This is a genomic window from Bradyrhizobium sp. 40, from assembly GCF_023100925.1.
In the GTDB taxonomy this organism is placed as follows: domain Bacteria; phylum Pseudomonadota; class Alphaproteobacteria; order Rhizobiales; family Xanthobacteraceae; genus Bradyrhizobium.
In genome coordinates this window covers 1,550,050-1,573,759 of record NZ_CP064688.1, presented here as the reverse complement: position 1 = coordinate 1,573,759, position 23,710 = coordinate 1,550,050, and the positions used below count along the sequence as shown (strand labels likewise).

The 23,710-nt window shown below is 64.7% G+C and carries 21 protein-coding genes; 9 read left to right on the top strand and 12 right to left on the bottom strand.

Going from position 1 to position 23,710, the window contains the following annotated elements; all coding sequences use genetic code 11:
• Positions 1-28: 28 nt before the first annotated feature.
• From IVB40_RS07405 to IVB40_RS07375, 7 genes are all read right to left on the bottom strand, one after another.
• The gene (locus IVB40_RS07405) at positions 29-874 is read right to left on the bottom strand and encodes a CmcJ/NvfI family oxidoreductase (RefSeq protein WP_247818499.1); all 846 of its coding nucleotides are present in this window, start codon (positions 872-874) and stop codon (positions 29-31) included.
• 326 nt (positions 875-1,200) lie between these two features.
• Positions 1,201-2,139, bottom strand: coding sequence for an ABC transporter substrate-binding protein (locus tag IVB40_RS07400; protein WP_247818498.1), 939 nt, complete (start codon positions 2,137-2,139; stop codon positions 1,201-1,203).
• Positions 2,136-3,236 (bottom strand): LLM class flavin-dependent oxidoreductase, encoded by a 1,101-nt coding sequence (locus IVB40_RS07395; protein WP_247402089.1) that lies wholly within the window; start codon positions 3,234-3,236, stop codon positions 2,136-2,138. Before IVB40_RS07395 ends, IVB40_RS07400 begins: the two co-directional genes overlap by 4 nt.
• A 29-nt stretch (positions 3,237-3,265) precedes the next feature.
• A complete protein-coding gene (locus IVB40_RS07390; protein ID WP_247818497.1) occupies positions 3,266-4,438 on the bottom strand; it encodes an acyl-CoA dehydrogenase family protein in 1,173 nt (390 codons plus the stop codon).
• A complete protein-coding gene (locus IVB40_RS07385; protein ID WP_027570842.1) occupies positions 4,432-5,232 on the bottom strand; it encodes an ABC transporter ATP-binding protein in 801 nt (266 codons plus the stop codon). The genes IVB40_RS07390 and IVB40_RS07385 overlap by 7 nt, the downstream gene beginning before the upstream one ends.
• Positions 5,226-6,248 carry an ABC transporter permease subunit gene (locus IVB40_RS07380; RefSeq protein WP_247818496.1) on the bottom strand — a complete coding sequence of 341 codons (1,023 nt, stop codon included), beginning with the start codon at positions 6,246-6,248 and terminating at the stop codon, positions 5,226-5,228. Before IVB40_RS07380 ends, IVB40_RS07385 begins: the two co-directional genes overlap by 7 nt.
• On the bottom strand, positions 6,226-7,329 hold the full coding sequence (locus IVB40_RS07375; RefSeq protein WP_247288121.1) for an ABC transporter substrate-binding protein: 1,104 nt from the start codon (positions 7,327-7,329) through the stop codon (positions 6,226-6,228). The genes IVB40_RS07380 and IVB40_RS07375 overlap by 23 nt, the downstream gene beginning before the upstream one ends.
• 475 nt (positions 7,330-7,804) lie before the next feature.
• Between IVB40_RS07375 and IVB40_RS07370 the strand changes: the two genes are divergently transcribed.
• Both IVB40_RS07370 and IVB40_RS07365 read left to right on the top strand, forming a co-directional pair.
• Entirely contained in the window at positions 7,805-8,785 is a 981-nt protein-coding gene (locus IVB40_RS07370; RefSeq protein WP_247818495.1) for an ABC transporter substrate-binding protein, read from the top strand.
• Between the two features lie 382 nt (positions 8,786-9,167).
• A complete protein-coding gene (locus IVB40_RS07365; protein WP_247818494.1) occupies positions 9,168-10,262 on the top strand; it encodes a catalase family protein in 1,095 nt (364 codons plus the stop codon).
• 5 nt (positions 10,263-10,267) lie between these two features.
• Here the strand turns inward: IVB40_RS07365 and IVB40_RS07360 are convergent, their stop codons facing one another.
• Positions 10,268-13,339 (bottom strand): AAA family ATPase, encoded by a 3,072-nt coding sequence (locus IVB40_RS07360; protein WP_247818493.1) that lies wholly within the window; start codon positions 13,337-13,339, stop codon positions 10,268-10,270.
• Between the two features lie 202 nt (positions 13,340-13,541).
• Between IVB40_RS07360 and IVB40_RS07355 the strand changes: the two genes are divergently transcribed.
• Positions 13,542-13,721 carry a hypothetical protein gene (locus IVB40_RS07355; protein WP_247358869.1) on the top strand — a complete coding sequence of 60 codons (180 nt, stop codon included), beginning with the start codon at positions 13,542-13,544 and terminating at the stop codon, positions 13,719-13,721.
• Positions 13,718-13,921 carry a hypothetical protein gene (locus IVB40_RS07350; RefSeq protein WP_027570835.1) on the top strand — a complete coding sequence of 68 codons (204 nt, stop codon included), beginning with the start codon at positions 13,718-13,720 and terminating at the stop codon, positions 13,919-13,921. The genes IVB40_RS07355 and IVB40_RS07350 overlap by 4 nt, the downstream gene beginning before the upstream one ends.
• A gap of 4 nt (positions 13,922-13,925) precedes the next feature.
• On the opposite strand, the gene IVB40_RS07345 is transcribed toward IVB40_RS07350, so the two are convergent.
• Entirely contained in the window at positions 13,926-14,381 is a 456-nt protein-coding gene (locus IVB40_RS07345; RefSeq protein ID WP_247818492.1) for a hypothetical protein, read from the bottom strand.
• A 344-nt stretch (positions 14,382-14,725) separates the two neighbouring features.
• Between IVB40_RS07345 and glgC the strand changes: the two genes are divergently transcribed.
• From glgC to IVB40_RS07330, 3 genes are read left to right on the top strand one after another with little or no spacing between them, the layout of a single operon-like run.
• Complete coding sequence (glgC, locus tag IVB40_RS07340; protein WP_027570833.1) at positions 14,726-15,988, top strand: glucose-1-phosphate adenylyltransferase; 1,263 nt, start codon at positions 14,726-14,728, stop codon at positions 15,986-15,988.
• On the top strand, positions 15,985-17,439 hold the full coding sequence (gene glgA / locus IVB40_RS07335) for a glycogen synthase GlgA (RefSeq protein ID WP_247818491.1): 1,455 nt from the start codon (positions 15,985-15,987) through the stop codon (positions 17,437-17,439). Before glgC ends, glgA begins: the two co-directional genes overlap by 4 nt.
• A 36-nt stretch (positions 17,440-17,475) precedes the next feature.
• The gene (locus IVB40_RS07330; RefSeq protein ID WP_018457471.1) at positions 17,476-17,736 is read left to right on the top strand and encodes a SemiSWEET transporter; all 261 of its coding nucleotides are present in this window, start codon (positions 17,476-17,478) and stop codon (positions 17,734-17,736) included.
• A 44-nt stretch (positions 17,737-17,780) separates the two neighbouring features.
• Here the strand turns inward: IVB40_RS07330 and IVB40_RS07325 are convergent, their stop codons facing one another.
• Positions 17,781-18,578 carry a dioxygenase gene (locus tag IVB40_RS07325; RefSeq protein ID WP_247818490.1) on the bottom strand — a complete coding sequence of 266 codons (798 nt, stop codon included), beginning with the start codon at positions 18,576-18,578 and terminating at the stop codon, positions 17,781-17,783.
• A gap of 156 nt (positions 18,579-18,734) precedes the next feature.
• Between IVB40_RS07325 and IVB40_RS07320 the strand changes: the two genes are divergently transcribed.
• Complete coding sequence (locus IVB40_RS07320; protein WP_007601069.1) at positions 18,735-18,914, top strand: hypothetical protein; 180 nt, start codon at positions 18,735-18,737, stop codon at positions 18,912-18,914.
• 17 nt (positions 18,915-18,931) lie between these two features.
• Here the strand turns inward: IVB40_RS07320 and IVB40_RS07315 are convergent, their stop codons facing one another.
• Together IVB40_RS07315 and IVB40_RS07310 are read right to left on the bottom strand one after the other, a co-directional pair.
• Complete coding sequence (locus IVB40_RS07315; RefSeq protein ID WP_247818489.1) at positions 18,932-20,392, bottom strand: carboxylesterase family protein; 1,461 nt, start codon at positions 20,390-20,392, stop codon at positions 18,932-18,934.
• An 80-nt stretch (positions 20,393-20,472) separates the two neighbouring features.
• On the bottom strand, positions 20,473-20,682 hold the full coding sequence (locus IVB40_RS07310; RefSeq protein ID WP_027519501.1) for a hypothetical protein: 210 nt from the start codon (positions 20,680-20,682) through the stop codon (positions 20,473-20,475).
• 226 nt (positions 20,683-20,908) lie between these two features.
• On the opposite strand from IVB40_RS07310, the gene IVB40_RS07305 reads away from it, so the two are divergent.
• Positions 20,909-23,599, top strand: coding sequence for an alpha/beta hydrolase fold domain-containing protein (locus IVB40_RS07305; RefSeq protein WP_247818488.1), 2,691 nt, complete (start codon positions 20,909-20,911; stop codon positions 23,597-23,599).
• The last annotated feature ends 111 nt before the right edge of the window (positions 23,600-23,710 follow it).

Below are 23,710 nucleotides of genomic sequence, written 5' to 3'. Positions count from 1 at the left end.
TCGCGCCCGGCGGTGCCATCACACATTGTTACTGTTTGTGAAACACGAGCGTCCGAACCTCGATACTTTCGCGCGGTGCCGCATCGGGCGGCGTTGTGGGATCGACGAACGCGGTGTGCGGCCCGAAGCGGGTGCGGCCGTCCGTCGCGGAATCGTAGCACTTGAGCAGCAGCGCTTCGTCCGCCGTCATCTCCGGGAAATAGAACCAGCGATGGTTCGGATTGTATTTCACCGAATAAGTCTCGCCGCGGCGGTTGGGATAGATCAGATCGGAGGCGACGAGATCGTCGGGCGCCACCGTCGTGCCGTCGGCCATCGCGAGCGGTGAGTCGCGCAATGGACCACGGATCGGCCGCCACAGATTGATCACCTGGACGCGGCCTTTCAGCAGCTCCTCGGCCTCATCGGGCAGATGCTCGCGCACGCGGTTGGCGCCCGAGCCGGCGGTCTGGTCGACGTGGACGCGTGTTGCCGGCTGACGCGGGCCACCGTCGCGAATATCCGCGGCGCCCTCGACCCGCCTGCGCACGGTATGGTCGAAGATAACGACGCGGTCGGCTTTCAGCGTTGCGCGCAGGAAGGCCTCGACGGCGGGATAGTAGACCGCCCTCACCTCGTCGTCGTTGCTGAAGTCCTTGACCTGGGTTGGATGCCGCACCAGCGCAAAACCTTCGCGGTCGAGCGAGAAATTCTGCGCGATCAGTCGCGCATCGAAGATCGGGACCTGATGCGGCTCCGGCAACGACGTGCTCTTGGGCTCGCCAGGCGGCGGATCGAAGGCATAGGTACGCGGCTTGCCGGAAACCGGCGCGAGATAGTTGAGTTCGGCGGTGACGAAGGGAAGCGATTCGATTTTTGTTTCTTGCAGGCCCATGGCCGGTCTCCCGATGTGGTCGTCGTTATGATTTTTGCCGGGATGGAGCGCGGCGCAAGGGAGGTCGTGCAAATAGCAACGCGGGTGTTGTCATGAGCGCGGAATGCAGAAGGATCGTTTCGAGGAAAGACCAACGCTCGCCGCACTCCTTCTCCCCTTGCGGGAGAAGGTGGCGCGAAGCGCCGGATGAGGGGTTCTATCGGCTCACTTCAATGTGAGAGACTACTCGCGGAGAGAACCCCTCACCCGTCTCGCCGCTACGCGGCGAGCCGCCCTCTCCCGCAAGGGGAGAGGGGTAAGCGTCGCGTCCGGGACACCCGGGTGCCCTACAGCCCTGCCTTCGCAATCGCATCCGAGAACGAGCGATCTACGACCTCGGCCGCATCGAGCTTCTGCTTGATAAGGCCCCAGCGGAAATAAAGATCGATCGTGCTCTGCTCGTCCGCGACCACATCGTCATCGATCGGCGCGATCCGGATTTTTGCGCGCGACAGCCAGTTCTGCGGCACGGCGGTCGGGATGTTCATCAGCCTGCCCCAGGTTGCCGCATAGCTGTCGATATTGTTCAGCGACCACGCCCGCGCCGCGGTGAGGCGCCGGATGAAGTCGGTCAGCTCCGCGCGCTTGTCGCGGATCGCATCGGGCCGCGCCACCTGAAAGCTCAGCCCCGGCGTCAGGCCCTCCGAGGTGATGACGCGGCGCGACTTGAACAACACCTCCTCCTGGCTGACATAAGGCTCCCAGGTCGACCACGCGTCGACGGAGCCTTGCGTGTAGGCGATCTTGGCATCGGACGGCGCCAGGAACGCAATCTGCACGTCAGCCGCAGCCCAACCGTTCTTCTCGAGCGCGGCAAGGATCAGCTGATGCCCGATCGAGCCACGGCCAGTCGCGATCTTCTTGCCGCGCAAGTCCGCAAAGCTCTTGATCGGCGAATTCTCGGGCACGAGGATGGCAAGCCCCTCGCGCGTCTGCCGGATCGCGGCGATCGCCTTCACCGGCGCGCCTGAGGCGGCGGCGAAGGTGAAGGGTGCGTCGCCAACGAGCCCGGTCTCGATCGCGCCGGCGCTGAGCGCTTCGAGCAGCGGCGCAGCCGCCGGAAACTCCTTCCACTCGATCTTGTACGGCACGTCCTTGAGCACGCCCGCCGCTTCCATGACGGCCTGCGAATTGCCCTTCTGGTCGCCGACGCGCAAGGTGGTTTGCGCCGCTGCCAGCTCGAACGAGCCGAACAGCAGCGCGCCGGCCAGCATGAGGCGGATCATTCCGCCGCCTCGCCGCGAACGGCCTGGCGCTTGGCGATCACCTCGCGCGTCAGCGGGATCAGCTCGCGGCCGTATTCGATGGCGTCGATCAGGGGGTCGAAGCCGCGGATCAGAAAATGGCTGACGCCGAGGTCGTAATAGTCGCCGAAGACCTCGGCGACCTGCTCGGGCGTGCCGACCAGCGCGGTGGTGTTGCTGTTGGCGCCGGTGAGCTTTGCGATCTCGGTCCACAGCCGCTTGTCGATGCGGCTGCCCTGGTCGGCGAGCGAGAGCAGGCGCCGCGCGCCGGCGGTGGCATGGCCGTCAGCGGGCTTGCGATAGCCGGTCTTGTCCTGGAGCGCGGTGGCGCGCGCAAGAATCTCTTCCGCCTTGTCCCAGGCCTGCTTCTCGGTCGGGGCGATGATCGGCCGCACCGAGAGGCTGAATCGCGGCGTCGGACGGCCCTGCCTGACGGCCGCATTGTGAACGCGCGCGGTGACGTCGCGCACCTGCGCGTAGGATTCGCCCCACAGCGCAAAGGTGTCGGCATGCTTGCCCGCGACGTCGATCGCAGCGTCGGAGCCACCGCCGACGAAGGTGTAGATGCCGGCCTTCTGCAGCGGCTTCACCTGCGAAAAACCATTCTCGACGTTGTAGTACTTGCCGCTGTAGTTGAACGGCTTCTCGCTGGTCCATTCCAGCTTCACCACGTCGAGAAACTCGCTGGTGCGGGCGTAACGCTCGTCCTTGTCGTCGAGCGTGTTGCCGTCCTGTCTGAGCTCGGCTGCATTGCCGCCCGTGATGACGTGCAGCGAGACGCGGCCTCCATAGAGCTGGTCAAGCGTCGCCAGCTGCCGCGCGAGCAGCGTCGGCGCGGTAAAGCCCGGCCGCTGCGCGATCATCACTTTTAACGACTTGGTGATGGTCAGCACATGCTGGGCGACCTGGAGCGCATCCGGCGTGGTCGAATGGAACGCCAGCAGCGCGCGGTCGAAACCCGCGAGCTCATGCGCCTTCGCGACGGTCTCGATATAAACCGGATCGAGCACCGGACCCTGACGCACGATGGTCTCGGACGCATTACTGTTGGCGATAAAGCCGATGAACTCGATCGACATGATGTTCTCCCTGAATGTTTGGCGGCAGGCTAGAGGCCCAATGCGGCACGGCCGAGGCCGGTGCGCGTGGAATCGTCCTGCGGCGTGTGCACGCGACCGCACAGGACGTCGCGATAGTGCCGCTCCAGCGGATTGGCGCGGGACAGGCCGTGATTGCCGGTCAGCGACAAGGCCTCCTCGACCGCGGCGACGACGTTGTTGGTCACGGTCAGCTTGATGACGTTGGACTCGGCCGCCGAAAGCGCGACACCGTCGTCGAAATCACCGGCGAAGGATGCGATCAGCCGTGCATTGACGGCGAGCCGCGCCTCGATCGCGCCAAGAATCTCCTGCGCGCGCGGCAGGGTCGCGAGCGGCGCTCCCAGGCTGGCCGGCACGCGCTGCTTCAGGAACCCGACCAGCCAGTCGCGTGCAGCCCGTGCAACGCCGTCATAGATCGCGGCGACAAAGATCGTGTGGACGGTCGCCTGCGCGACATCAGGGGCGCGCCAGTCGGCCGGCTTACGCACGTCGATCTCGGCATCGAGAGGAATCACGACGTCGTCGAAGATGACGTCGTGGCTGCCGCTGGCCCGCAGGCCGTGGTGATCCCAGGTCTCGACGATACGCGTGCCCGGCAGGCCCGCTGGCACCAGGAACTGTCCGACACGCGGCTCGGCTTCGTCCGTGCGCGCCCAGACCAGATACCATTTCAGGATCGGCGATCCCGTCGAATAGATCTTGTGCCCCGAGAGCCGCCAGCCGGTCTCGGTCCGGCGTGCAATGGTCGCGGGCAGGCCGCCGCGCGCAGGCGAACCCAGTTCGGGCTCGACGCGGAGTGCGTTGACGAGCGCAAGGTCTTCGACACTCTCGCGCGCGAGCTTGCGCGACAGCCGCGCCGGCCAGGTCGGGCTCCGTGCCATCACCAGATGGTTGATGTAGTGCATCGACAGCACCAGCGCGGTCGACGCATCGGCCTTGCCGATGATGCCGAGGACGCGTGCGGCGTATCGTGCGCCCGCCCCGGCGCCGCCATGGGCGGCAGGCACCGTCAGCGACAGCAGGCCTGCCTCGGACAGCTCGCGAAAATTCTCGAACGGGAAGCTTCCGGTGCGATCGTACTCGGCCGCACGGGCAGCGAAGGCCTCGGCCAGCGCTTCGGCACGTGCGATGTAGTCGGGCTCGTGATGCGCCGCGCGCCCCTTGGCGATCGGAGTTACCATGTGGCGTCCAATCCGAGCAGGCCAAGAATCTGGCGGCGCAAATCGGCCAGATACGGATCACCGCGATGGCGCGGATAGGGCCGGTCGACACGGATATCGGCCTTCACGCGCGCCGGGCGGTCGCTGAACACGATGACGCGGTTGGCGAGCACCAGCGCCTCCTCGGCGTCATGCGTCACCAGCAGCGTGGTAAAGCCCTTGCGCTGCCACAGCGAGACCAGCTCGGCTTGCATGGTGATGCGGGTCAACGAATCGAGCTTGCCCAGCGGCTCGTCGAGGATGAGGATTTTCGGATCGTTGACCAGCGCGCGGGCCAGTGCGACGCGTTGCGCCATGCCGCCCGAGAGCTGGTGCGGATAGGCATTGCGGAAGGACGATAGCCCCACGAGATCGAGGGCGGCATCGACGCGGTGACGCTGGCTCTTCAAGATGCCCTGCGCCTCCAGCCCGAGCGCGACATTGTCCCAGACTGTGCGCCAGGGAAACAAGGTCGGATCCTGGAACACGACAACGCGCGACGGGTGCGGTCTCGTGATGCGCGCCTCGTCCTCGCGCAGCGTTCCGGACCGGGGCTTGTCGAGGCCTGCGACGAGGCGCAGCAGCGTGGACTTGCCGCAGCCGGAGGGACCGAGCAGCGCAACGAACTCGCCCGGCTCGACGGAGATGCTGACGTCGCTGAGCACCGGCAGCTCGGCGCCGTCGATGTCGAAGGCGTGGCTGACCTGCTCGATGTCGAGCGCGGCGCCCGCGGCCGAGTGAGCGTCGATTTCAGCCAGTGCAGTTGCGGCTACCATTTCACGGTCCCCTTCTGCCAGACCAGCAGGCGATCGCGGATCGCAAACAGCAGCGTGATCGCGCCGGAGCAGAGCAATGACATCACGATCAGCGCCGCATACATATTGGCGTAGGCGGCCCAGCCCTGCGCCCATTGCAGGTACCAGCCGAGGCCGGCCTTGACACCGATCATCTCGGCGACGACGAGCACGGCAAAGGACGAGCCGAGCCCCATGAACAGGCCGACGAAAACGTGCGGCAAGGCCGCGGGGATTGCGACCTTCAACACCAGGAAGGACGGCTTTGCCCCCAGCGTCCGCGCGACGTCATAGTAGGCGTTGCTCACGCTCGCGACACCCGACCAGGTCAACACGGTGATCGGGAACCCCGTTGCCAGCGCGATCAGAAAGGTCGACGCGCTCCAGCTTGACGGGAACGTGAAGAAGGCGATCGGCAGCCACGCGGTCGCCGGCAGCGGGCCGATGAAGCGCAGCACCGGGTGCACCCAATAGCCGACCGCGCGCGACCAGCCGATCGAGACGCCGGTCAGGAAGCCGACCGTCGCGCCGATCAGATAACCGCCCAGCTGGAGCTTGACCGAGGCGAACACGCTGTCGAGCAGTTTCGGCAGATCGTCGGTGTAGACCTCGATGATCGACTGCGGCGGCGGGAAGAACGGCAATGGCAGCCAGGCGAATTTCGCCGTCGCGACTTCCCACAGGGTCAGAACGACGCCGAGCACGACGAGCCACGGCGCGCGCTGGCGCAAGGCCCGGCCCGTCGAACCGAGGTAATCGGCGCCGACCGTCCCGAACAGCGCGATCGCTGCGATGACAAGTGCGGCAATGCCGAGCGAATGGGTCCGCGACCAGTCGCCGACGTCCTCCCACCACAGGCAGGACAGCCCGAAGGCAATCCACGCCACGCTGGCGAGAATGCCGACACCGGAGTCCCGGACCCAGCTCGTCAGCCATGGTGCGCGCGAGAGGCGCGGCGCGCCGGAGGCAAGGCCGTCAGACAGCGAATACGTCGACATAGATGCGCTCCGCAAATCTGGCCGTATCCGTGCTCTGCTTGAACACCTGCACGCTCTTGAGATCGTCGGCATAAGCCTTGAGCTCGCGCTTCAGGACTTCGCCGACGGGGTGATGGTGATGGGTGTGGTAGCGCACCATACCCTCGATATCCGTGAGCGACGCCGTCTTCGGCGCGTAAGGCTGGAACGATTTCGCCGTCACTGACGGATTTTGCGCAGTGAACATCGCGGCATCGAGCAGCGCCTGCGTCAGGGCGCGCGCGACCAGCGGCTCCTCGCGCACCAGGCTGCCGCGCAGGCCAAGGATACAGCAGCTCTTGTCGCGATATTCGCCATCGAGATTGGAGGCGACCTCCTTGTACTGGCTGTCCTTGAGCCAGAGATAACCCAGCGGGTCGGACGACAGGAAGGCCTGCACCTCGCCCTTCTCCACGGCGACGTTGAGAAGGTTGCCGGGATAGGCGCGCCAGTCGACATCCTTGTTCGGATCGATACCGAGCTTGGCGAGCTGAATGGAGAAGAAATTCTTGTCGGGGCCGCCGAGATCGCCGACCGCGACGATCTTGCCCTTGAGATCGGCAAGCTTGCTCACGCTGGAATCGGCGCGCGTCAGCACCCGCATGCAGCCACCATGGGTGCCGGCGGCAATCTTGACGTCAAAGCCCTGCTCCAGCGGCTTCAGCCAGCGGAGCGCCATGCCTAGCCCGGCATCGCTCTTGCCGGTCGCGATGGCCTCGAGCAGCTGGTCGGTCGAACCGGAATAATTGATGAGTTCGATGTCGAGATTGTGTTTCTGGAAGAAGCCGTGCTCGATGGCGACCGGCACCGGGGCGAGACAGACCGCGCCGGCGTTCCAGGACAGCTTGAGCTTGCGCGGCGCGCCGGTGAGCGCGGGCACATCCGACGCCGTCCGGCACAGCGGAAACTCCGAGAGATCGACGCCGGGCGCGATGGCCCGCGGCGCAAAGGCCTGTGCCGCACCGAAGGCACCGAGCGGCGCAGCGAATGCCGCAGCTAATCCCGCCTGGAGCAAATGGCGCCGGTCGAGCCTCGATCCGTCGCGCTTGTCGTCGTCGTTCATCCGTCTCCACTCCTGCGCTGGCACGGCTCCGCCATCGGCACAACGGCTTGCGTTGCAACTGTTCCGTGCGGAGCTGCGTCGAGAGAAATTCTTTTCGCCCGCGCCTGCTCGGTGCCTTGATGCGATGCGCAAATCATGCGGCGCGTTCGCCGTATCGTCAATGAAATGGAATTTCGAATGTGGCACGAAGCGAAGTCATTCTCTCCATCTGTGCGTGCGAGGACGATGAAAGGATTTCCGCCGATGCATCGGTTGGCGGAGACCGGCGCGACTCCCTCTGCTGCTTCATTTTTGCGCAGCTTCGGCCGTACATCCCGCACGTTCTCGAAATCAGAGCTTCGTTGAAACGTCCTTGCTGATCGCGCGCGCAATACGGTTAGCCATTTCATTGACCGCGCATCGCGCGATCATAGACTTGATCGTCTCGCTGCATCGTTCGCTCACGCGTCGTGGGCAAAGCAACAAGACAGGCCACATGAGCATCAACTCCCTCGATCATTCCATCACGCGCCGGCTCGCAGCATCGCTGCTTGCCGCCGCCATCACCCTGTCGACGGCCGCCGCCTCGTTCGCGGCCGACGCAATCGTGCTGCGCGTCGGCGACCAGAAGGGCGGCAACCGTTCGCTGCTCGAGATCTCGGGCTACGCCAAGGATCTGCCCTACAAGATCGAGTGGTCGGAATTCCCCGCGGCAGCTCCAATCCTGGAGGCGCTCAACGCCGGCGCGCTCGACGTCGGCTACACCGGCGACCTTTCATTCCTTTCGGTCTACGCGGCCGGCGCGCCCATCAAGGCGATCGGCGGCACCAGGTCGGATGCGAAGACGCAAGCCATTCTCGTGCGCCAGGATTCGCCGATCAAATCGGCGGCCGACCTCAAGGGAAAACGCCTCGCCGGCACGCGCGGCGGCTGGGGCCAATTCCTGATCGACGCCACGCTGGAGAAGGCGCAGATCAGGCTGGAGGACGCGACCTTCGCGCCGCTCGGCCCGGTCGACGCCAAGATCGCGCTGGTCGCGGGCTCGATCGACGCCTGGGCGGTGTGGGAGCCCTACGTCTCGTTCGCGACGCTCAAGGACAAAGCCCGCGTGATCGCCGATGGTGAGGGCCTGACGCCGACCATCACCTTTATCGTCGCCTCCGACAGCGCCATCGCTGGCAAGCGTGCGGCGGTGCAGGACCTCGTGCAGCGGCTGAACAAGGCGCGACTGTGGTCGCTGGATCATCTCGGCGAATATGCCAAGAGCACGGCCGAACTGACGAAGCTACCGGAGGACGTGCTGCTCTCGGCCTATACCGCGCAGCGCACCAGCCCGATTCCGATCGATGAGAACGTCGTGAAGGAGGTGCAGGAAGCCTCCGACCGCTCGACGCGCTACGGCATCCTGCCGAAGAAGCTCGACGTGAGCAAAGCCGTCGACCGCAGCTTCACCGCTGCGGCCGCGGGATCGAACTAGAGCAGAGTCGGCGGGATGCGCGCGCTTCGTCTCAAGGCGGGCCCGCTGCATCTCGCCGCGATCTTACTGGCGCATTTTGCCTGCATGGGCCTGATCGTGTGGCTATCGCGTTAGACGCCAGCCAGGGCCGCCGTTCGCCGGCCCGGCCTTAAGGAAAAGATCAGGACAACATAAGGAGCCCATAAGGACTTACGAGACGCCGCTGGCCTAGCATCGACCGTGTGATCGCGTCGGTAACAGGATGCCTCATCCCACGGCTTGTCCAGGCAATCACAACTCGCTCTCGGGTTGCCGATCCCGACTGGACGGGCTTACAGTGATCCGCCCTGCGGCCGTCGACGCTTGCAATGGGAAGGCGACCTTCGGGCTGGAGATCAGCGCCATGTCAGCCGATCAGTATCTTCGTTACGACCCGTCCGTCGAACACATCCGGCCGGAGGAAGCGGCGGCCGTCGAGGCGATCGTTGCTTCGATTTCGCGAACGAGCGATCGCACTTTTCACAAAGACAAGCACGGGACCCGACAGCAGCACGCCAAGGGCGCCGGCTATCTCCGGGGCGAGCTGATCGTCTACGACGATTTGCGGGATCATCTGCGTCAGGGCCTGTTCAAGCAGGCTGGCCACTTCCCGATCATCGTCCGCCTCTCCACCGCATTCAACAGGAGCGATCGCGTACGCTCGCCACGGGGATTTGCCATCAAGGTCCTGGGCGTGACTGGGGCTAAGGCGCTCGGCGACGACGATACGACGAACCAGGATCTCCTGCTCGTCAATCACCCCAGCTATTTTGCAGATGCGATGGCCTATATGCGCGCACAGCAAAAGGTCGAGCACACCCTGTTCCTGCCTGATCTGGCGTACGGACCCATAGGCTTTTTGGCGCGCGTCCTGGTCGCCGCATCGGACAGAACAGGCATTCCGATCCCGATCGTCTTGAAAGCGCTCGGTGATGCCGGCAGCAATATCCTCGGAGAAACCTTTCATACGGAGGGAGCATTGCGGTTTGGCGATTATATCGCAAGGCTTCGCCTGGTACCGATCTCGGCGTCGGTTCGCCAACTCACCGGCCAACCCTGCCACGATGCCGATGATGCCGTGCTGAACAGCGTCGTTGCGTTCTTCAAGGACAATGCGGCCGAGTACGAACTGTTTGCCCAGCTCTGCACCGACCTGGAGCGAACACCGATCGAAGATGCCTCGATCGACTGGCCCGAAGACGTCGCGCCGCCGCAAGCACTCGGCAAGATCACGCTTCCGCGCCAGACCGCCGACAGCCCCACGCGTCGCGTCTATTCCGACGAGGTGCTTTCGTTCGACCCATGGCGATGTCTCGCCGCGCATCAGCCGCTCGGCTCGATCATGCGGTTGCGCAGGGATGCCTACCGTGCCTCCCGCACGCGGCGGCAGCAGCAAAATCAATTCAAGGTCAAGCAACGGCCCGGCGAACCACGGGAGATCGCGGACCTGCCGGATTAAACTGGTCACCGTCCCTCATGATTGGACCCGTTGTCCCGGCCTGCGTCGAAAAATGACGCCGATCGCAGCGGATCGCCGGGATCGAGCGTCTCTGCCAGCGATGCGATCACCTGGCTGGAGCGGTCCCGCCACTTGGCAGCCCTTTGCGCTTGTCCGAGGCTCTCATAGAGCACCGCGGTCGTGCGATAAACCCGCCAGCTGGCATGCGGCAGCCTGGCATGGCGGAGGATCGAAATGGCCGTCGACAAATGCTCGCCGGCGACTTGCGTATCCTGCTTCAGGATCGCAATTCTCGCCATGGCCTCGTAGCACAGCGCGAGAAACGGCCGGTCGGGTGCCGCGCTCGTCACCTCGTGAAACTGGCTGGCCCATGTTTGCGCGCGGTCCAGATCGCCGGTCGCGATCCAATAGTCGCAGCAGGTCAGCAGATAATGCGGGATGACCAGCGACTCCATCGGCACCCGGTCGACCTCCATCCGCCGCTCCATCGCATCGAGATGCTGCCGCGCCCGAGGCAGGTCGCCCATCCGGACATAAGCTCGCGCCAGCAGGTTCCTGCCGACGAAGAAGGTGAACGGATTGGCCTCGATCATCGGGCCGAGCGCATCCTCCGCACGCCGTGACGCGCTGCCATATTCCTCCGCCTCGGAATACAGCCATCCGATCGTGAGATGACACAGCGCGACGGCCTGCGGATTTGCATTCCGCTCCGAGATAGCCAACGCGGAGACGACGTTTCGTTGCGCCCGTCCCCATTCACCGAGATAAATCTGGGCAAAGGCCTCGACCGATTCATAGAGCACGAACAGATAGACGTCACCAACCAGGCGAGCGAGCTCCTTTCCCCTGGTCGTCGCATCGCAGCAGGCCGGATAATTCGCGCGCAGGAACTCCAGCACCATCTCCATCGAGCAGCGCCGCAGCCGCATGCTCAGATCCTGCTCCCCTGTGATCAGTGCTGACGCACGCTCGGCAAGGTCGGCATTCTCGCGATCCCAGCCGCGGAGCATCAGCTTCAAATTGGCAACGTTGCCCTGGACCAGAGCGCTGAACGCCGCGTCGTCGATCGCCCGGCTCTTGACAAGCGCCTGTTCCGCAACAGGCAGGCTCTGGCGGCGATCGACGTAGAGACAAAATCTGCTGAGATCGACCAGCGCGTTCACCTCTTCGCGCACGTGCCCGTTCTCCGCCGCGTGCGCGACGACTGCGCTGAGATCCTGCAGCGAATTCAGGAAATCTCCACTGGCCCGCCAGGCCCAGGCGCGCTGAAGCAACAACTTCAGACGTGTCGTCACTCGAAACTCCGGCGGCAGATGCGGCACCAGGTCCAAAGCGCGGGACAGGTAATTGGCGGCCTCGCGCGTGCTGAACCTTCGCGCCGAGCCCTCGGCCGCCGCGCCCAGATAATGCATCGCTTTCGGGAAATCGCGGCCCAGCTCGAAATGGCGCGCGACGACGGCGGCGAGCTCCACAGCCTGCGGCCCGTATCCCTGCTCGATCCCCGCCCCAAGCAGCGCATGGGTTTTCGTGCGGCGCGCCGGCGCGAGCCGCTGGTAGAGGATCTCCTGGTAAAGCGCGTGCTGGAACGCATAGCGACCGGAGACGCCTCCGTTCGGCCACTCGGTCATGCCGGCAACGACGATGACGCGATCGGTCCGCGCCAGGTCCTCGCACATCTGCTCGACATCCAGCACGGGACGGTCCAGCACACCGGCGATATGGAGCGCGGAAAACTCCGCTCCCGCCGCACTGGCGACCTCGAGCAGGCAGCGCTCGTCCGCGGTGAGGTGATCGATCTGCTGCTTGATCATTCCTTCCAAATCGCGCGGCATACTGTCCTGCGAGGCCGCGTCTTCACTGACCAGCCGCCAGCCCAATTCGTGCTCGACCAGCGCGCCTTGGGCCACGAGATGATCGAGCAGAGACGACACGAATAGAGGATGCCCGCCGGTTCGCGCGAAGATGCGCTCGACCAGCTCTCTGGCAAAATCGGCCGAGTTGAAGCGCAGGGAAAGATAGCGTTCGACGTCGGTGCCGGTCAATCGATCGAGCGCGAGCTCGGTGGCGTGTCCGTGAATCCGCAAGTCCTGGTGAACCGCACGGATGGGATGTCCGCCGACGGCGACTTCCATCGGCCGATACGTGGCGAGCACGAGGATAGAAGCCCTCCGATCCCGGCGCGCAAGCCGAGAGAGCACATCCACGGTGGCAAAGTCGCTCCAATGCAGATCTTCCAGGATGATCACCCATGGTCGCGTAACGGCGAGATGTTCCATGAGATCGGCAAATTCGCGCAGCATGCGCTCCCGGGTTGCGCCGAAGACCTCGTGCTGGAATGCGGCCCGGTCTGCTTCGCCGAGGAAACCGGGCATTTGCGCGAGCCAGGTCGGGGCGTGCTCGCGGATCGAAGTCAGCAGCGATGCTCCATCGGTTCGACGGCAGCACTCGTTCAGCGCTCCGATCAGCGGAAGAAAGGCCTCATGGGTGCCGAACAACTCGTTGCAGCTACAATGCAGCACGCCCAGTCCCTGCTGGTTCATCCTGTCCAGCGTCATTTGCAAGAGGGTGGTCTTGCCGATCCCGGCCTCGCCGGTGATGAAGACGACCTGACGCTGTCCGGTACGGGCGAGTTGCAACGCCTTGTCCAGCGTATCGAGTGCCCCGGTGCGCCCGACCCTCCAGTGCCGGCGTCGATCGACGGCCTGCTCCGTGGCGGACGCCGCCTCCTGTTCGCGCGCTCGCTCGATCGCAGGCAATTCGACGGTCGCGACCGCCGCAATGAAGCGATAGCCGCGCCGCGTGACCGTCTCGATGTAATTGGGGGACTGCCTGTCGTCGCCGAGCACCGAGCGTAGCGCGTTCACGGCAACGGCGAGGCTCGACTCGCTGACGTGCAGATCGGACCAGACCGCGTCGAGCAACTCTTCCTTGGTGACGAGCTCACCGGGCCGACCGACAAGATGGCAAAGAACCTCGAACGGCTTCGGCGCCAGCGCGATCCGCTCCCCGCCTCGCCACAATAGTGCGTTGGCACGGTCGAGGTGGAATTCACCAAAGGCAAGCGCGTCTGTACGCACGGCTCCGACCCCCGGATGCTCCCCCACCTTAAGGGAAAGCTCAGCCAAATGTAAGGACACGATAAAGACCTGCGCCCTGCGCCGGCACTAGCATTGGCCTGTCCATTTCAGAGACGCCGGCGAGGCGTCGGACGGCCTTTTCATCACGCTGTCATTTCAGTCGACAGGCAGTCGATGCCTGAATTTTGGCAAGGAGTTGGCCATGAGCATTTTAAGACATTTGGCGATCCCGCCTCTCGCTTTTGCCATTCGCCATTACGACCTCAGGGTCATATTGGGCATCACCGTCCTCAGCCGCGTCTTCCTCCTCGCAATCTACCTTGCGTGCGGCGGCCCGGGCCTGTCCGAGTTCGATCTCGCCAACACCATCGCGCTGCCATGAGCTCGGGACCGCTGGAATGGTGCATTGAGATCGCGATCATCGTCGCGATCTGCATCGGGATTGTCGCGGGCGGGCATGGCCGGCTCGTCGTGCCGCATCACCGGGTTCAACGCGCGCAAGCCGATCGGGCCGCTTGCCTGCAGCGGCCCACAAACCTCTTCGGCATCGTGGCGCTGCGGCGAGGCGGTCCGCCCGTTTGATCGATCACCAATATCCGCGGTGATAGGCCCGGTACGGCCGGTAGTAGCCGTAGCGCGGACCGTAATATGGACGATAGGCGCGATAGCCGTAATAGCGGGGACGCGCGTAGTAGCCGCCATAACCGTAACCCGGTCCATAGCCACCATAATAGGCAGGAGCATAGCCGTAAGCCGGCCCCGGGTATCCGTAGCCGCCATAATAAGGCCCGCCGCCATAGTAGCCGTAGCCGTAAGGCGAGCTGCTGGCGATGGCGCTACCGATGATCGCACCGGCTGCGAGGCCGCCAATGCCCCATCCAAAACCTCGGCCGCGCCAATACACCTGCGTGACATCATCGCCGGTCGCGGCCTTCATGGTCGCGACATTCGTGGGCATCGGGCCCGCAGCGGCCGGCTCGATTTGGCCGGCCATGACCGCGCCGGCCAGCGAACAGGCAATTGCCGTTTTCCAGATCCTCATCGTCTTACTCCCTGTCTGACGTTTCGCTTGGACATGGACGCAGCCCATGATCGGGCATCCTGGCGCAAGGTCAAAGCCAGAAATTCGGCCTCGAGTTTGCGTGCACCGCACAAGACGCATGCCTCCATTCTGATCAACCGGTACCCGACGGGCTCGACGACCTCGCCGCGTGTGACACCGGCAGGACGGTGCCTGGGGCCCGATCACCGCGGCAAAGCATTAAGCTTCCGGCGCATTCGCAACCAACAACCACCTTCCCGATTGACTATTCGTGCCGTTACTATCGGTTCCAATGTGCGCGGCCGGGAGGCTTCTCGCGAGCGCCAGAGTTGTGGGAGAATGACATGAGTGCCGCGAGACCCGAGCCGCTTGCCCGTCAGGCGCTGGCGTTCGTCCTGGCCGGCGGACGCGGCAGCCGGCTGCTGGAGCTGACCGACCGGCGCGCCAAGCCTGCGGTCTATTTCGGCGGAAAATCCCGCATCATCGATTTCGCGCTGTCGAACGCGGTGAACTCGGGCATCCGTCGCATCGCGGTCGCCACCCAGTACAAGGCGCACAGCCTGATCCGGCACCTTCAGATGGGCTGGAACTTCTTCCGTCCCGAGCGCAACGAGAGCTTCGACATCCTCCCGGCAAGCCAGCGCGTCTCCGAAAACATGTGGTATGTCGGCACGGCCGATGCAGTCTACCAGAACATCGACATCATCGAATCCCACGCCTGCCGCTTCATCGTGGTTCTCGCCGGCGACCACATCTATAAAATGGATTACGAGGTGATGCTGCGGCAGCATGTCGAGAGCGGCGCCGACGTCACCGTCGGCTGCCTGGAGATGCCGCGGACAGAATCCTCGGGCTTCGGCATCATGCATATCGACGAGAACGGCTGGATCAAAGAGTTCCTTGAAAAGCCGAAAGATCCGCCGCCGATGCCCGGCAAGCCGGACGTCTCGCTCGCCAGCATGGGCATCTACGTGTTCGACGCGAAATTCCTGTTCGAGGAGCTCAAGCGCGACGCCGAGGATCCGAATTCCAACCACGATTTCGGCAAGGACATCATCCCCTACCTCGTCAAGAACGGCCGCGCCATGGCGCACCAGTACTCGACCTCCTGCGTCCGCTCCGGCAGCGACCCGCGCGCCTATTGGCGCGATGTCGGCACGGTCGACGCCTATTGGGCCGCCAATATCGACCTCACCGACGTGGTCCCCGAGCTCGATTTGTTCGACAGCGCCTGGCCGATCTGGTCCTATTCGGAAATCACGCCACCGGCAAAATTCGTCCACGACGAGGAGAGCCGACGCGGCCAGGCCGTGAGCTCGCTGGTCTCGGGCGGCTGCATCATTTCCGGCGCCTCGCTGCGGCGCTCGCTGCTGTTCACCGGCGTGCGCGTCAACTCCTATGCTCAGGTCGAGAACGCCGTGATCATGCCGTACGTGAACATCGGCCGCGGCGCGCGTTTGAAGAACGTCGTGATCGATCGCGGCGTCGAGATCCCGGAAGGGCTCGTCGTCGGCGAGGATCCCGAGTTGGACGCAAAGCGCTTCCGCACCACCGAGCAGGGCATTTCGCTCATCACCCAGCCGATGCTCGACAGGCTCAATACATGACGCCTGTTCGCGTCCTCGCGGTCGCCTCTGAGGTCTATCCCATCGTCAAGACCGGCGGCCTCGCCGATGTCGCGGGCGCGCTGCCGATCGCGCTGAAGGCGCATGGCGTCGAGATGCGCACGTTGATGCCGGGCTATCCCGACGTGATGCGGATGCTGGGGGGAGCCGACGAAATCCGGCGCTGGCCGGATTATTTCGGCGGACCCGGCCGTTTGCTCGCCGGCTCGCATGACGGCCTCGATCTGTTCGTGCTCGACGTGCCGCATCTCTACGCACGGCCTGGCAACCCCTACGTGACGGCCGAAGGTGTCGACTGGGCGGACAATGGCATGCGGTTCGCCGCGCTCTCGCGCATCGCGGCCGACATCGGCCACGGCCTCGTTCCCGCCTTCGTGCCCGACGTGGTGCATGCCCATGACTGGCAGGCCGGGCTCGCGCCGGCCTATCTGCACTACGATAACCGGCCGCGGCCCGCCACCGTGATGACCATCCACAACATGGCCTATCAGGGCAAGTTCGCGCCCGAGCTGATCAGTTCGATCGGCCTGCCGTGGCGCGCTTACGGCGTCAACGACCTCGAATATTTCGGCGGCATCAGTTTTTTGAAGGCCGGCCTGCAATTCGCCGATCGCATCACCACGGTCTCGCCGACCTATGCGCAGGAGATCCAGAGCGACGAGGGCGGCATGGGGTTCGGCGGCTTGCTGCGCGCCCGCGCGCACGTGCTGAGCGGAATCCTCAACGGCATCGATGTCTCCGTTTGGAATCCGCAAGAAGATCCGCACATCGCCTACCGCTTCGGCGCGGAGGACCTCACGTTCCGGGCCGCGAACAAGGCGGTGCTGCAGCAACAGTTCAATCTGGATTCCTCGGACGAAGCGCCATTGCTCGGCGTCATCAGCCGCCTGTCCTGGCAGAAGGGGCTCGATCTCCTGCTCGAAGCCGTTCCGACCATTTTGCGCGAAGGCATGCAGCTCGCGCTGCTCGGCAGCGGCGACCGCGATCTGCAGGATCGCTATCAGGCCGTTGCGCGCGCAAACCCCGGCCGCATCGGCGTCGTGATCGGCTATGACGAGATCATGGCGCATCTGATCCAGGCCGGCTCGGACGCGCTCATCGTGCCATCACGGTTCGAGCCGTGCGGCCTGACCCAGCTCTGCGCGCTGCGCTACGGCGCCGTGCCCATCGTCTCGCGGGTCGGCGGCCTCGAGGATACCATCGTCGATATCGGCGAGGCCGACAAATCGGGCCACGATGCCACCGGCTTCAAGTTCGCACCCGTCACCGCGGATGCCCTCGCCGGCACGCTGCGCAAGGCCAACATCGCCTTTCACGACAAGCTGACCTGGCGCCGACTGCAACTGAGCGGCCTTGCGACCGACGTGTCCTGGCGCAACCGCGCCGGTGACTATGCCGCGCTCTATCGCGGCCTCATCACCGCGCGCGCCTGAGGCCCGACATCGTCGAATCAATGCTATAGAGCCGCCATGGACCCGTTCTTGATCAAGCTGATCGGCTTTGCCGCCGCGACCTGCACCACCGTGGCCTATGCGCCGCAAGCCATCAAAGTGTGGAAGACCCGCTCCACCGGCGATATTTCGCTCGGCATGTTTCTGGTCATGGTGCTGGGCCTGGCGCTCTGGCTCGTCTACGGCCTGCTGTCGGGCGATGCGCCCCTCGTCGCCGCCAACGCCATCACCATGGTGCTCGCCGGCGGCATCCTGTTCATGAAGCTGAAATACGGGTGAGCCACTCTTCTTCACCTCTCCTCGCTTGCGAGAAGAGGAGAAGATCACCGCCCGAACACATACGAGGCCATCGCGACATTCGCGACCTCGTCGACGAATACGCGCTGGCCCGCGTCGCTGCCGGCGGCGCCGGCGGCCACCATCAGCGGCAGCAGATGATCTTCGCGCGGATGGGCCAGGCGCGCGCTCGGTGCGTTCTCCCAGTCAACCAGCATCGCGTTGCGGCGCGCTGCGTCCTTGTGGCTAATCACCTCGTTCAGATACGCCTCGAAATCATACGAGACCGGCTTCGACTCCGCGCGGCCGAACCCGCGCATGTTGTGATAGGTGAGCCCGCTGCCGACGATCAGAATGCCTTCGTCCCGCAGCGAGGCAATCGCCTGCCCGACCTTGATGTGCTCGGCCGGATCGTAACTCGATCTCAGCGACAGCAGCACGATGGGCATGTCGGCGTTCGGATACATCAGCCCGAGCGGCACGAAGGTGCCGTGATCGAAGCCCTGGTTGGGATCCTCCCGGCAATCGACGCCCGCGCGAATGAGCAGCGCCTTCACCTCCGCGGCGAGCTCGGGCCGCCCCGGCGCCGGATATTTGAGGTGATAGGTGTGCTCGGGGAAACCGTGATAATCGTACACCATCGGCGGATGCGCCGAGGTCGACACGGTGAAGGCGTCAGCCTCCCAATGTCCTGTGATGACGAGCACGGCCTTGGGCTTCCCCGGCAAGAGCTGCGGCAGCCGGCCGAACGCCTCGGCGGTCTTCGCATATTGCACCCGCCTGTCTTCCATGAACGGCCAGGGACCGCCGCCATGTGACAGGAAGAAAGTCGGAAGTCGCACCATGGGCGAAGGCTCGTTTCATTGCCAACATGCGCGTGCGAGCTGCCCGCGCGATCGGCCGCGAGCATAGGCAAACCCGTATGGTTAGCAAGACGTTAACGATTTTCCGCCCAGAATCCGGCGTAGCCGAAGGGGTCGGCCAGCAGCCAGGGACGTGAAATGAAGAAGTTTGCGTTGGGGGACGTCGTCAACAGTGACAAGGGCCGCCGCGGCGTCGTTCGCGCCGCCTACAAGTCGAAGGAAGGCCAGCAGTTCTACGCCGTCGAGAAAGACGGCGCGATGGATTATCTGGAGGAAGACCGGCTGAGCCCGGCGCCGCGTGTCGAGCTCGCGGCTTAAGTCCAACTCAACATGCCCTAACGCCCGAACCGGTCCAGGCGCTCCGACCAGGAGTCGTCTCCGCTCGCGATGCGATCGTTCGTGATCAGCAGCAGGCGATCGCTGCCTGCGGCCGCATCCCAATGCGGCAGGTCCGCACCGTTGGGATCGCCGCTCTTGGCGAAATTGATCCAGTAGGCGCGCATGCGATTTGCGACCTCGCGATCGGTTCGTGACAGGATGCCCGCACCGGGCATGCCTTCCACGCCGAAGATGAACTGCAATTCCCGTCCGTGACCGCCCTCGGGGTTTGCGCGCCGTGCCTCCGGCACATAGGCGAAGCGATAGCGAAAGGTCGGCGCACCGCTGGCGGCATGCAGGCGCGCCAATAGTCTCCCTGGCTCGGAGAAGACCTTGTCGGTGTAGAACCTTGCCGCGCGGCCGGAGGGTCTGGCGAGATCGGGATAGAGCCCGCGCAGCTCATCGCTGGTGGCGCCTGACGACGCCAGCTCTTCCCGGATACCCAGCTCGCCGTCGAAACCGGTCTCGTCGTCGTTCGAGCCGATGATCAGGGGAATGCGGCTCTCATGTCTGGCCGCGAAGCCCGCGGCGACCTCCTCGCTCACCAGACGTCCATCGATCGTCGGCCCGAAGCTGCGCGGCGATTTTTCCAGCAGATGCTTTTCGACGGCAAGCAGGCGTCGCGGGTCGGCGGTGCGCAAATCGGCCTGTCGCCCCAGCGCCGCCATGAATTGCCGCCCCACAATCTCGGCCTCTTGTGCCGAACGCAGGCGCGCACGGCCGGGAATCGATTGCAGAATGGCTTTCTGGAAGAGATCACGCGATTGCTCAGACAGCATCAGCAGCGCGATCGAGGTCGCGCCTGCGCCACTGCCGAACAAGGTGACGTTGGTGGGATCGCCGCCGAAGGCCGCGATGTTATCATGCACCCAATGCAGCGCCGCGATCTGGTCCATCAGGCCGTAATTGCCGGAACCGTCTTCCGACAGCGCGGGATCGGTGAGCCAGCCGAGCACGCCGAGGCGAAAATTCACGGTCACCACGATGAGACCGGCTTGCGCGAGCCTGGCACCATCGAACAGCGGATCGTTCGCGGTGCCGCTGACGAAAGCACCATCGTGGATGAACAGCATCACCGGCAGCGGGCCATCGACGCCGAACGGACGGAACACGTTCAGCGTCAGGCAATCCTCGCTTGATCCCGGCAGCGACGGCTGAAGACACGGCGCGCCATACGCATAGGCGGTGCGCATCTCCGAACTCTCGGGCGCGGCCTGCGGCGGACGCCAGCGTAGCGGCCCGATAGGCGCGGCCGCATAGGCCAGCCCCTTGAACGAGGCTACTTCGCCTTCGACGGCGCCAAGCATCTGTCCTTCGCGCGTCAGCGCAAATGGAAACTGGCCGACCGGCTGGGCCACGACCGACACGGCGCAGCAGAAGACCAGAGACGTCGCAAAAAGCGCGAACACGGACCGCATCTTCGGAGCATCTCGATGCGCGGAAGGATTTGAGCAGGTTATGTCCGTGGCCCGCTGCGAGGCAAGCGCCGCGGCCGCGCCTAGCTCCGCTTGGCGGCAAGCTCCGCCAGTGCGTGGCGTGCGATGATGCCGAGCTCACCGAGTGTGGTGTGACCGGACCGCGCCGCCTCGATCAGCCGCTCGGCGATGAACCTGCGGCTGTCGTGATCGCCGCCGTGCGGCAGTTGGCGGCACGTCTCCTCCAGGACGACGTCCATGTTCGCTTTGGTCCGCTCACTCAACTCTGTCATGACGCCCGTCGGCACGCGTGGCAAAACAAGAGCATACACAGGTGGATCGACCCTGATTAGCCCGGGAAATCACGGCCATTGTGCATCGCGATGCGTGTGCTGCCGCAACATTCACGCGGCCATGATGACGCCGCAAATGGCTACCGAAGATTGCACATGCCGTGATGACAAGCCGAACCTGCAGCGATAGCCTGCCGGCAAAATAAAACACACGGGAGGAAATGCCATGCCTGATGCAATGGTTGCTGCGCGTGCCTCTGACGCGGGGCGCGGAACCAGCCAGCAGGTCGATGTTGCCGTGGTCGGTGCCGGATTTGCCGGCCTCTATCTTCTCCATCGGCTGCGCAAGGCCGGCCTCACGGCGGTCGGCCTCGAAGAAGCCGGCGACGTCGGCGGCACCTGGTACTGGAACCGATATCCCGGTGCGCGCTGCGATATCCAGACCATCGATTACAGCTACACCTTCGATCCGGACCTCGAGACCGCCTGGACCTGGTCGGAAAAATACGCGACCCAGCCCGAGATCCTGCGCTATCTGGGCTTCGTCGCCGACCGTTACGATCTCAGGCGTGACATTCGCTTCAAGACCAAGGTCACGGAAGCGAAATGGGACGAGGCCACCGGACGCTGGCAGCTCACCACCGACAATGGCGCGCCGGTCTCCTGCCGCCATTACATCATGGCCACCGGCTGCCTCTCGGCGCCGAAGCCGCCGGAGATCGACGGCGTCAAGGACTTCAAGGGCGAGGTTTATTTCACCGGACGCTGGCCGCATGACGGCGTCAATCTCGCCGGAAAACGCGTCGCGGTGATCGGCACGGGATCGTCGGCCATTCAGTCGATCCCGCTGATCGCACAACAGGCCGCACATCTGACCGTGTTCCAGCGTACGCCGAACTTCGCGCTGCCGGCGCATAACGGCCCAGCGCCTTCCGATCGCATGAGCCTGCTGCAAGGCGATCGCGCGGCCTATCGCGAGCAGGCGCGCCAGTCGATGGCCGGCGTACCCTATCCGCAGCAGACGGTCGTGAGCTGGCAATTAAGCGATGTCGAGCGTCGAGAGCGGTTCGAACGCGCGTGGGCGGCCGGCGACCTCGTCCACATCCTGACCCAGCTCTGGGCCGACCAGGCGGTGGACATCGACGGCAACAAGATCGTCCAGGACCTGATCCGCGAGAAGATCCGCGCTGCCGTCAAAGACCCCGAGACCGCCGCGGCGCTGATGCCGGACGATCATCCGTTCGGCGCCAAGCGGCCCTGCCTCGATACCAACTATTACGCGACCTACAACCGGCCGAACGTCACGCTGGTCAATCTGCGTCAGGAGCCGATCAAGGCGATCACCGCAAGCGGCATCACGACCGCAAGGCGCAGCGTTGATGTCGACGTGATCGTGTTCGCGACCGGCTTCGACGCCATGACCGGCGCGATCCGCGCCGTGCATCCGATCACCGGCCGTGGCGGCAAATCGCTCACCGATGTCTGGGCGCAGGGGCCGCAGACCTATCTCGGGCTCACCGTCGAAGGCTTTCCGAACTTCTTCATGATCACCGGGCCCGGCAGCCCGTCGGTGCTGTCGAACATGGCGGTGTCGATCGAGCAGCATGTCGACTGGGTTGTCGATCGTCTCGCGGCATTGCGCGACGCCGGCTTCACCACGATCGAGCCGACCGAAACGGCGCAGGCCGGCTGGAACAGGCACATGGCGGACTGCTCGATGGTGACGCTGCACCGGCTCGCCAACACCTGGTACACGGGCGCCAACGTTCCCGGCAAGGTGCAGGGCCTGATGCCCTATACCGGCGGCGTCGGTCCCTATCGCAGCATCTGCGACGAGGTCGTCAGCCGCGGTATGCTCGGCTTCAAGCTGACCGGTCCCAACGTTGCCGCGCAATGCAATGACGGCGAGGTGGTGCGCCTCCAGCCCGATGTACGGCTGGTGCTGAACCTGCTGGCGTCGCTCAACCTGCCCCCGATCGAGTCGATGGGCGCGCAAGGCGCCTGCGCCTTCGTCAATGAGTTCAACAAGGGCCGTCCCGCTGGACGGCCGATCGGCGAGATCGTCGACGGCACGCTGCCCGGCGCCGACGGTCCCTTGCCTTATCGGGTCTACAAGCCGGCAACATCAGGGCCGCATCCGGTCGTGGTCTATTTCCACGGCGGCGGCTGGGTGCTCGGCGACGAGCAGTCGGACGAGCCGTTCTGCCGCGACATGGTGCGGCGGACCGGCATGATGCTCGTCAGCGTCGGCTATCGTCATGCGCCCGAGCACCGTTTCCCGACCGCGGCCGAAGATGGCTATGCGGCGACGCGCTGGATCGCCGAGCACGCCGCCGAGCTCGGCGGCAGGCCGGGCCCGGTGCTGGTCGCGGGCTGGAGTGCCGGCGGCAACATCGCCGCCGTCACCTGCCAGCTTGCACGCGATCGCGGCGGGCCGGAGATCGCGGGCCAGCTCCTGATCTGCCCGGTCACCGACTGCACCTTCGACCGCCCCTCCTACAACGACAATGCGACCGGCTATTTCCTGACACGTTCGCTGATGTACTGGTTCTGGGACCTCTATTGCTCGCCGGCCGACCGCACCGATCCGCGCGCCTCGCCGCTCCGCGGCAAGGTCGCAGGCCTCCCGCCGGCCTTCGTCGTCACCTGCGAGTTCGATCCACTGCGTGACGAAGGCATCGCCTATGCCGAGGCAATGGCCGCTGCCGGCGTCCCGGTCGAGCAACTCAAGGCGCGCGGTCATTTCCACTCGTCCTTCACGATGGTGGACGTGATCATCACCGGCGCGCCGGGCCGGGTGCAGATGGCCGAGGCCTTGCGGCGCTTCGCAGGGTTGCCGCCGGAGGTCAGCCGCGGCGACGATCGCAGTCAGGTTCATACCAGCCCGGGGCATAAGATCGCGGCGGCCGCGAGCTGAAAGCGAATATCGGCCGGGAACAATTTCCCGGTCATCGCGTTTGGTGCTGTGGCATTGAGATGCAGTAATGGGTGTGGGCCCCGGCACGCAGGCTAGTGTGCCGGGGTTCTT

Bases quoted from the DNA above. Each gene is read 5' to 3' on its own strand.
- IVB40_RS07395 (WP_247402089.1), bottom strand. From the start codon at position 3,236: ATGTCGATCGAGTTCATCGGCTTTATCGCCAACAGTAATGCGTCCGAG.
- IVB40_RS07325 (WP_247818490.1), bottom strand. From the start codon at position 18,578: ATGGTGCGACTTCCGACTTTCTTCCTGTCACATGGCGGCGGTCCCTGG.
- IVB40_RS07385 (WP_027570842.1), bottom strand. From the start codon at position 5,232: ATGGTAGCCGCAACTGCACTGGCTGAAATCGACGCTCACTCGGCCGCG.
- IVB40_RS07355 (WP_247358869.1), top strand. From the start codon at position 13,542: ATGAGCATTTTAAGACATTTGGCGATCCCGCCTCTCGCTTTTGCCATT.
- IVB40_RS07375 (WP_247288121.1), bottom strand. From the start codon at position 7,329: ATGAACGACGACGACAAGCGCGACGGATCGAGGCTCGACCGGCGCCAT.
- IVB40_RS07350 (WP_027570835.1), top strand. From the start codon at position 13,718: ATGAGCTCGGGACCGCTGGAATGGTGCATTGAGATCGCGATCATCGTC.
- IVB40_RS07315 (WP_247818489.1), bottom strand. From the start codon at position 20,392: ATGCGGTCCGTGTTCGCGCTTTTTGCGACGTCTCTGGTCTTCTGCTGC.
- glgA (WP_247818491.1), top strand. From the start codon at position 15,985: ATGACGCCTGTTCGCGTCCTCGCGGTCGCCTCTGAGGTCTATCCCATC.
- IVB40_RS07345 (WP_247818492.1), bottom strand. From the start codon at position 14,381: ATGAGGATCTGGAAAACGGCAATTGCCTGTTCGCTGGCCGGCGCGGTC.
- IVB40_RS07405 (WP_247818499.1), bottom strand. From the start codon at position 874: ATGGGCCTGCAAGAAACAAAAATCGAATCGCTTCCCTTCGTCACCGCC.
- IVB40_RS07365 (WP_247818494.1), top strand. From the start codon at position 9,168: ATGTCAGCCGATCAGTATCTTCGTTACGACCCGTCCGTCGAACACATC.
- IVB40_RS07310 (WP_027519501.1), bottom strand. From the start codon at position 20,682: ATGACAGAGTTGAGTGAGCGGACCAAAGCGAACATGGACGTCGTCCTG.
- glgC (WP_027570833.1), top strand. From the start codon at position 14,726: ATGAGTGCCGCGAGACCCGAGCCGCTTGCCCGTCAGGCGCTGGCGTTC.
- IVB40_RS07320 (WP_007601069.1), top strand. From the start codon at position 18,735: ATGAAGAAGTTTGCGTTGGGGGACGTCGTCAACAGTGACAAGGGCCGC.
- IVB40_RS07380 (WP_247818496.1), bottom strand. From the start codon at position 6,248: ATGTCGACGTATTCGCTGTCTGACGGCCTTGCCTCCGGCGCGCCGCGC.
- IVB40_RS07305 (WP_247818488.1), top strand. From the start codon at position 20,909: ATGCCTGATGCAATGGTTGCTGCGCGTGCCTCTGACGCGGGGCGCGGA.
- IVB40_RS07370 (WP_247818495.1), top strand. From the start codon at position 7,805: ATGAGCATCAACTCCCTCGATCATTCCATCACGCGCCGGCTCGCAGCA.
- IVB40_RS07390 (WP_247818497.1), bottom strand. From the start codon at position 4,438: ATGGTAACTCCGATCGCCAAGGGGCGCGCGGCGCATCACGAGCCCGAC.
- IVB40_RS07330 (WP_018457471.1), top strand. From the start codon at position 17,476: ATGGACCCGTTCTTGATCAAGCTGATCGGCTTTGCCGCCGCGACCTGC.
- IVB40_RS07400 (WP_247818498.1), bottom strand. From the start codon at position 2,139: ATGATCCGCCTCATGCTGGCCGGCGCGCTGCTGTTCGGCTCGTTCGAG.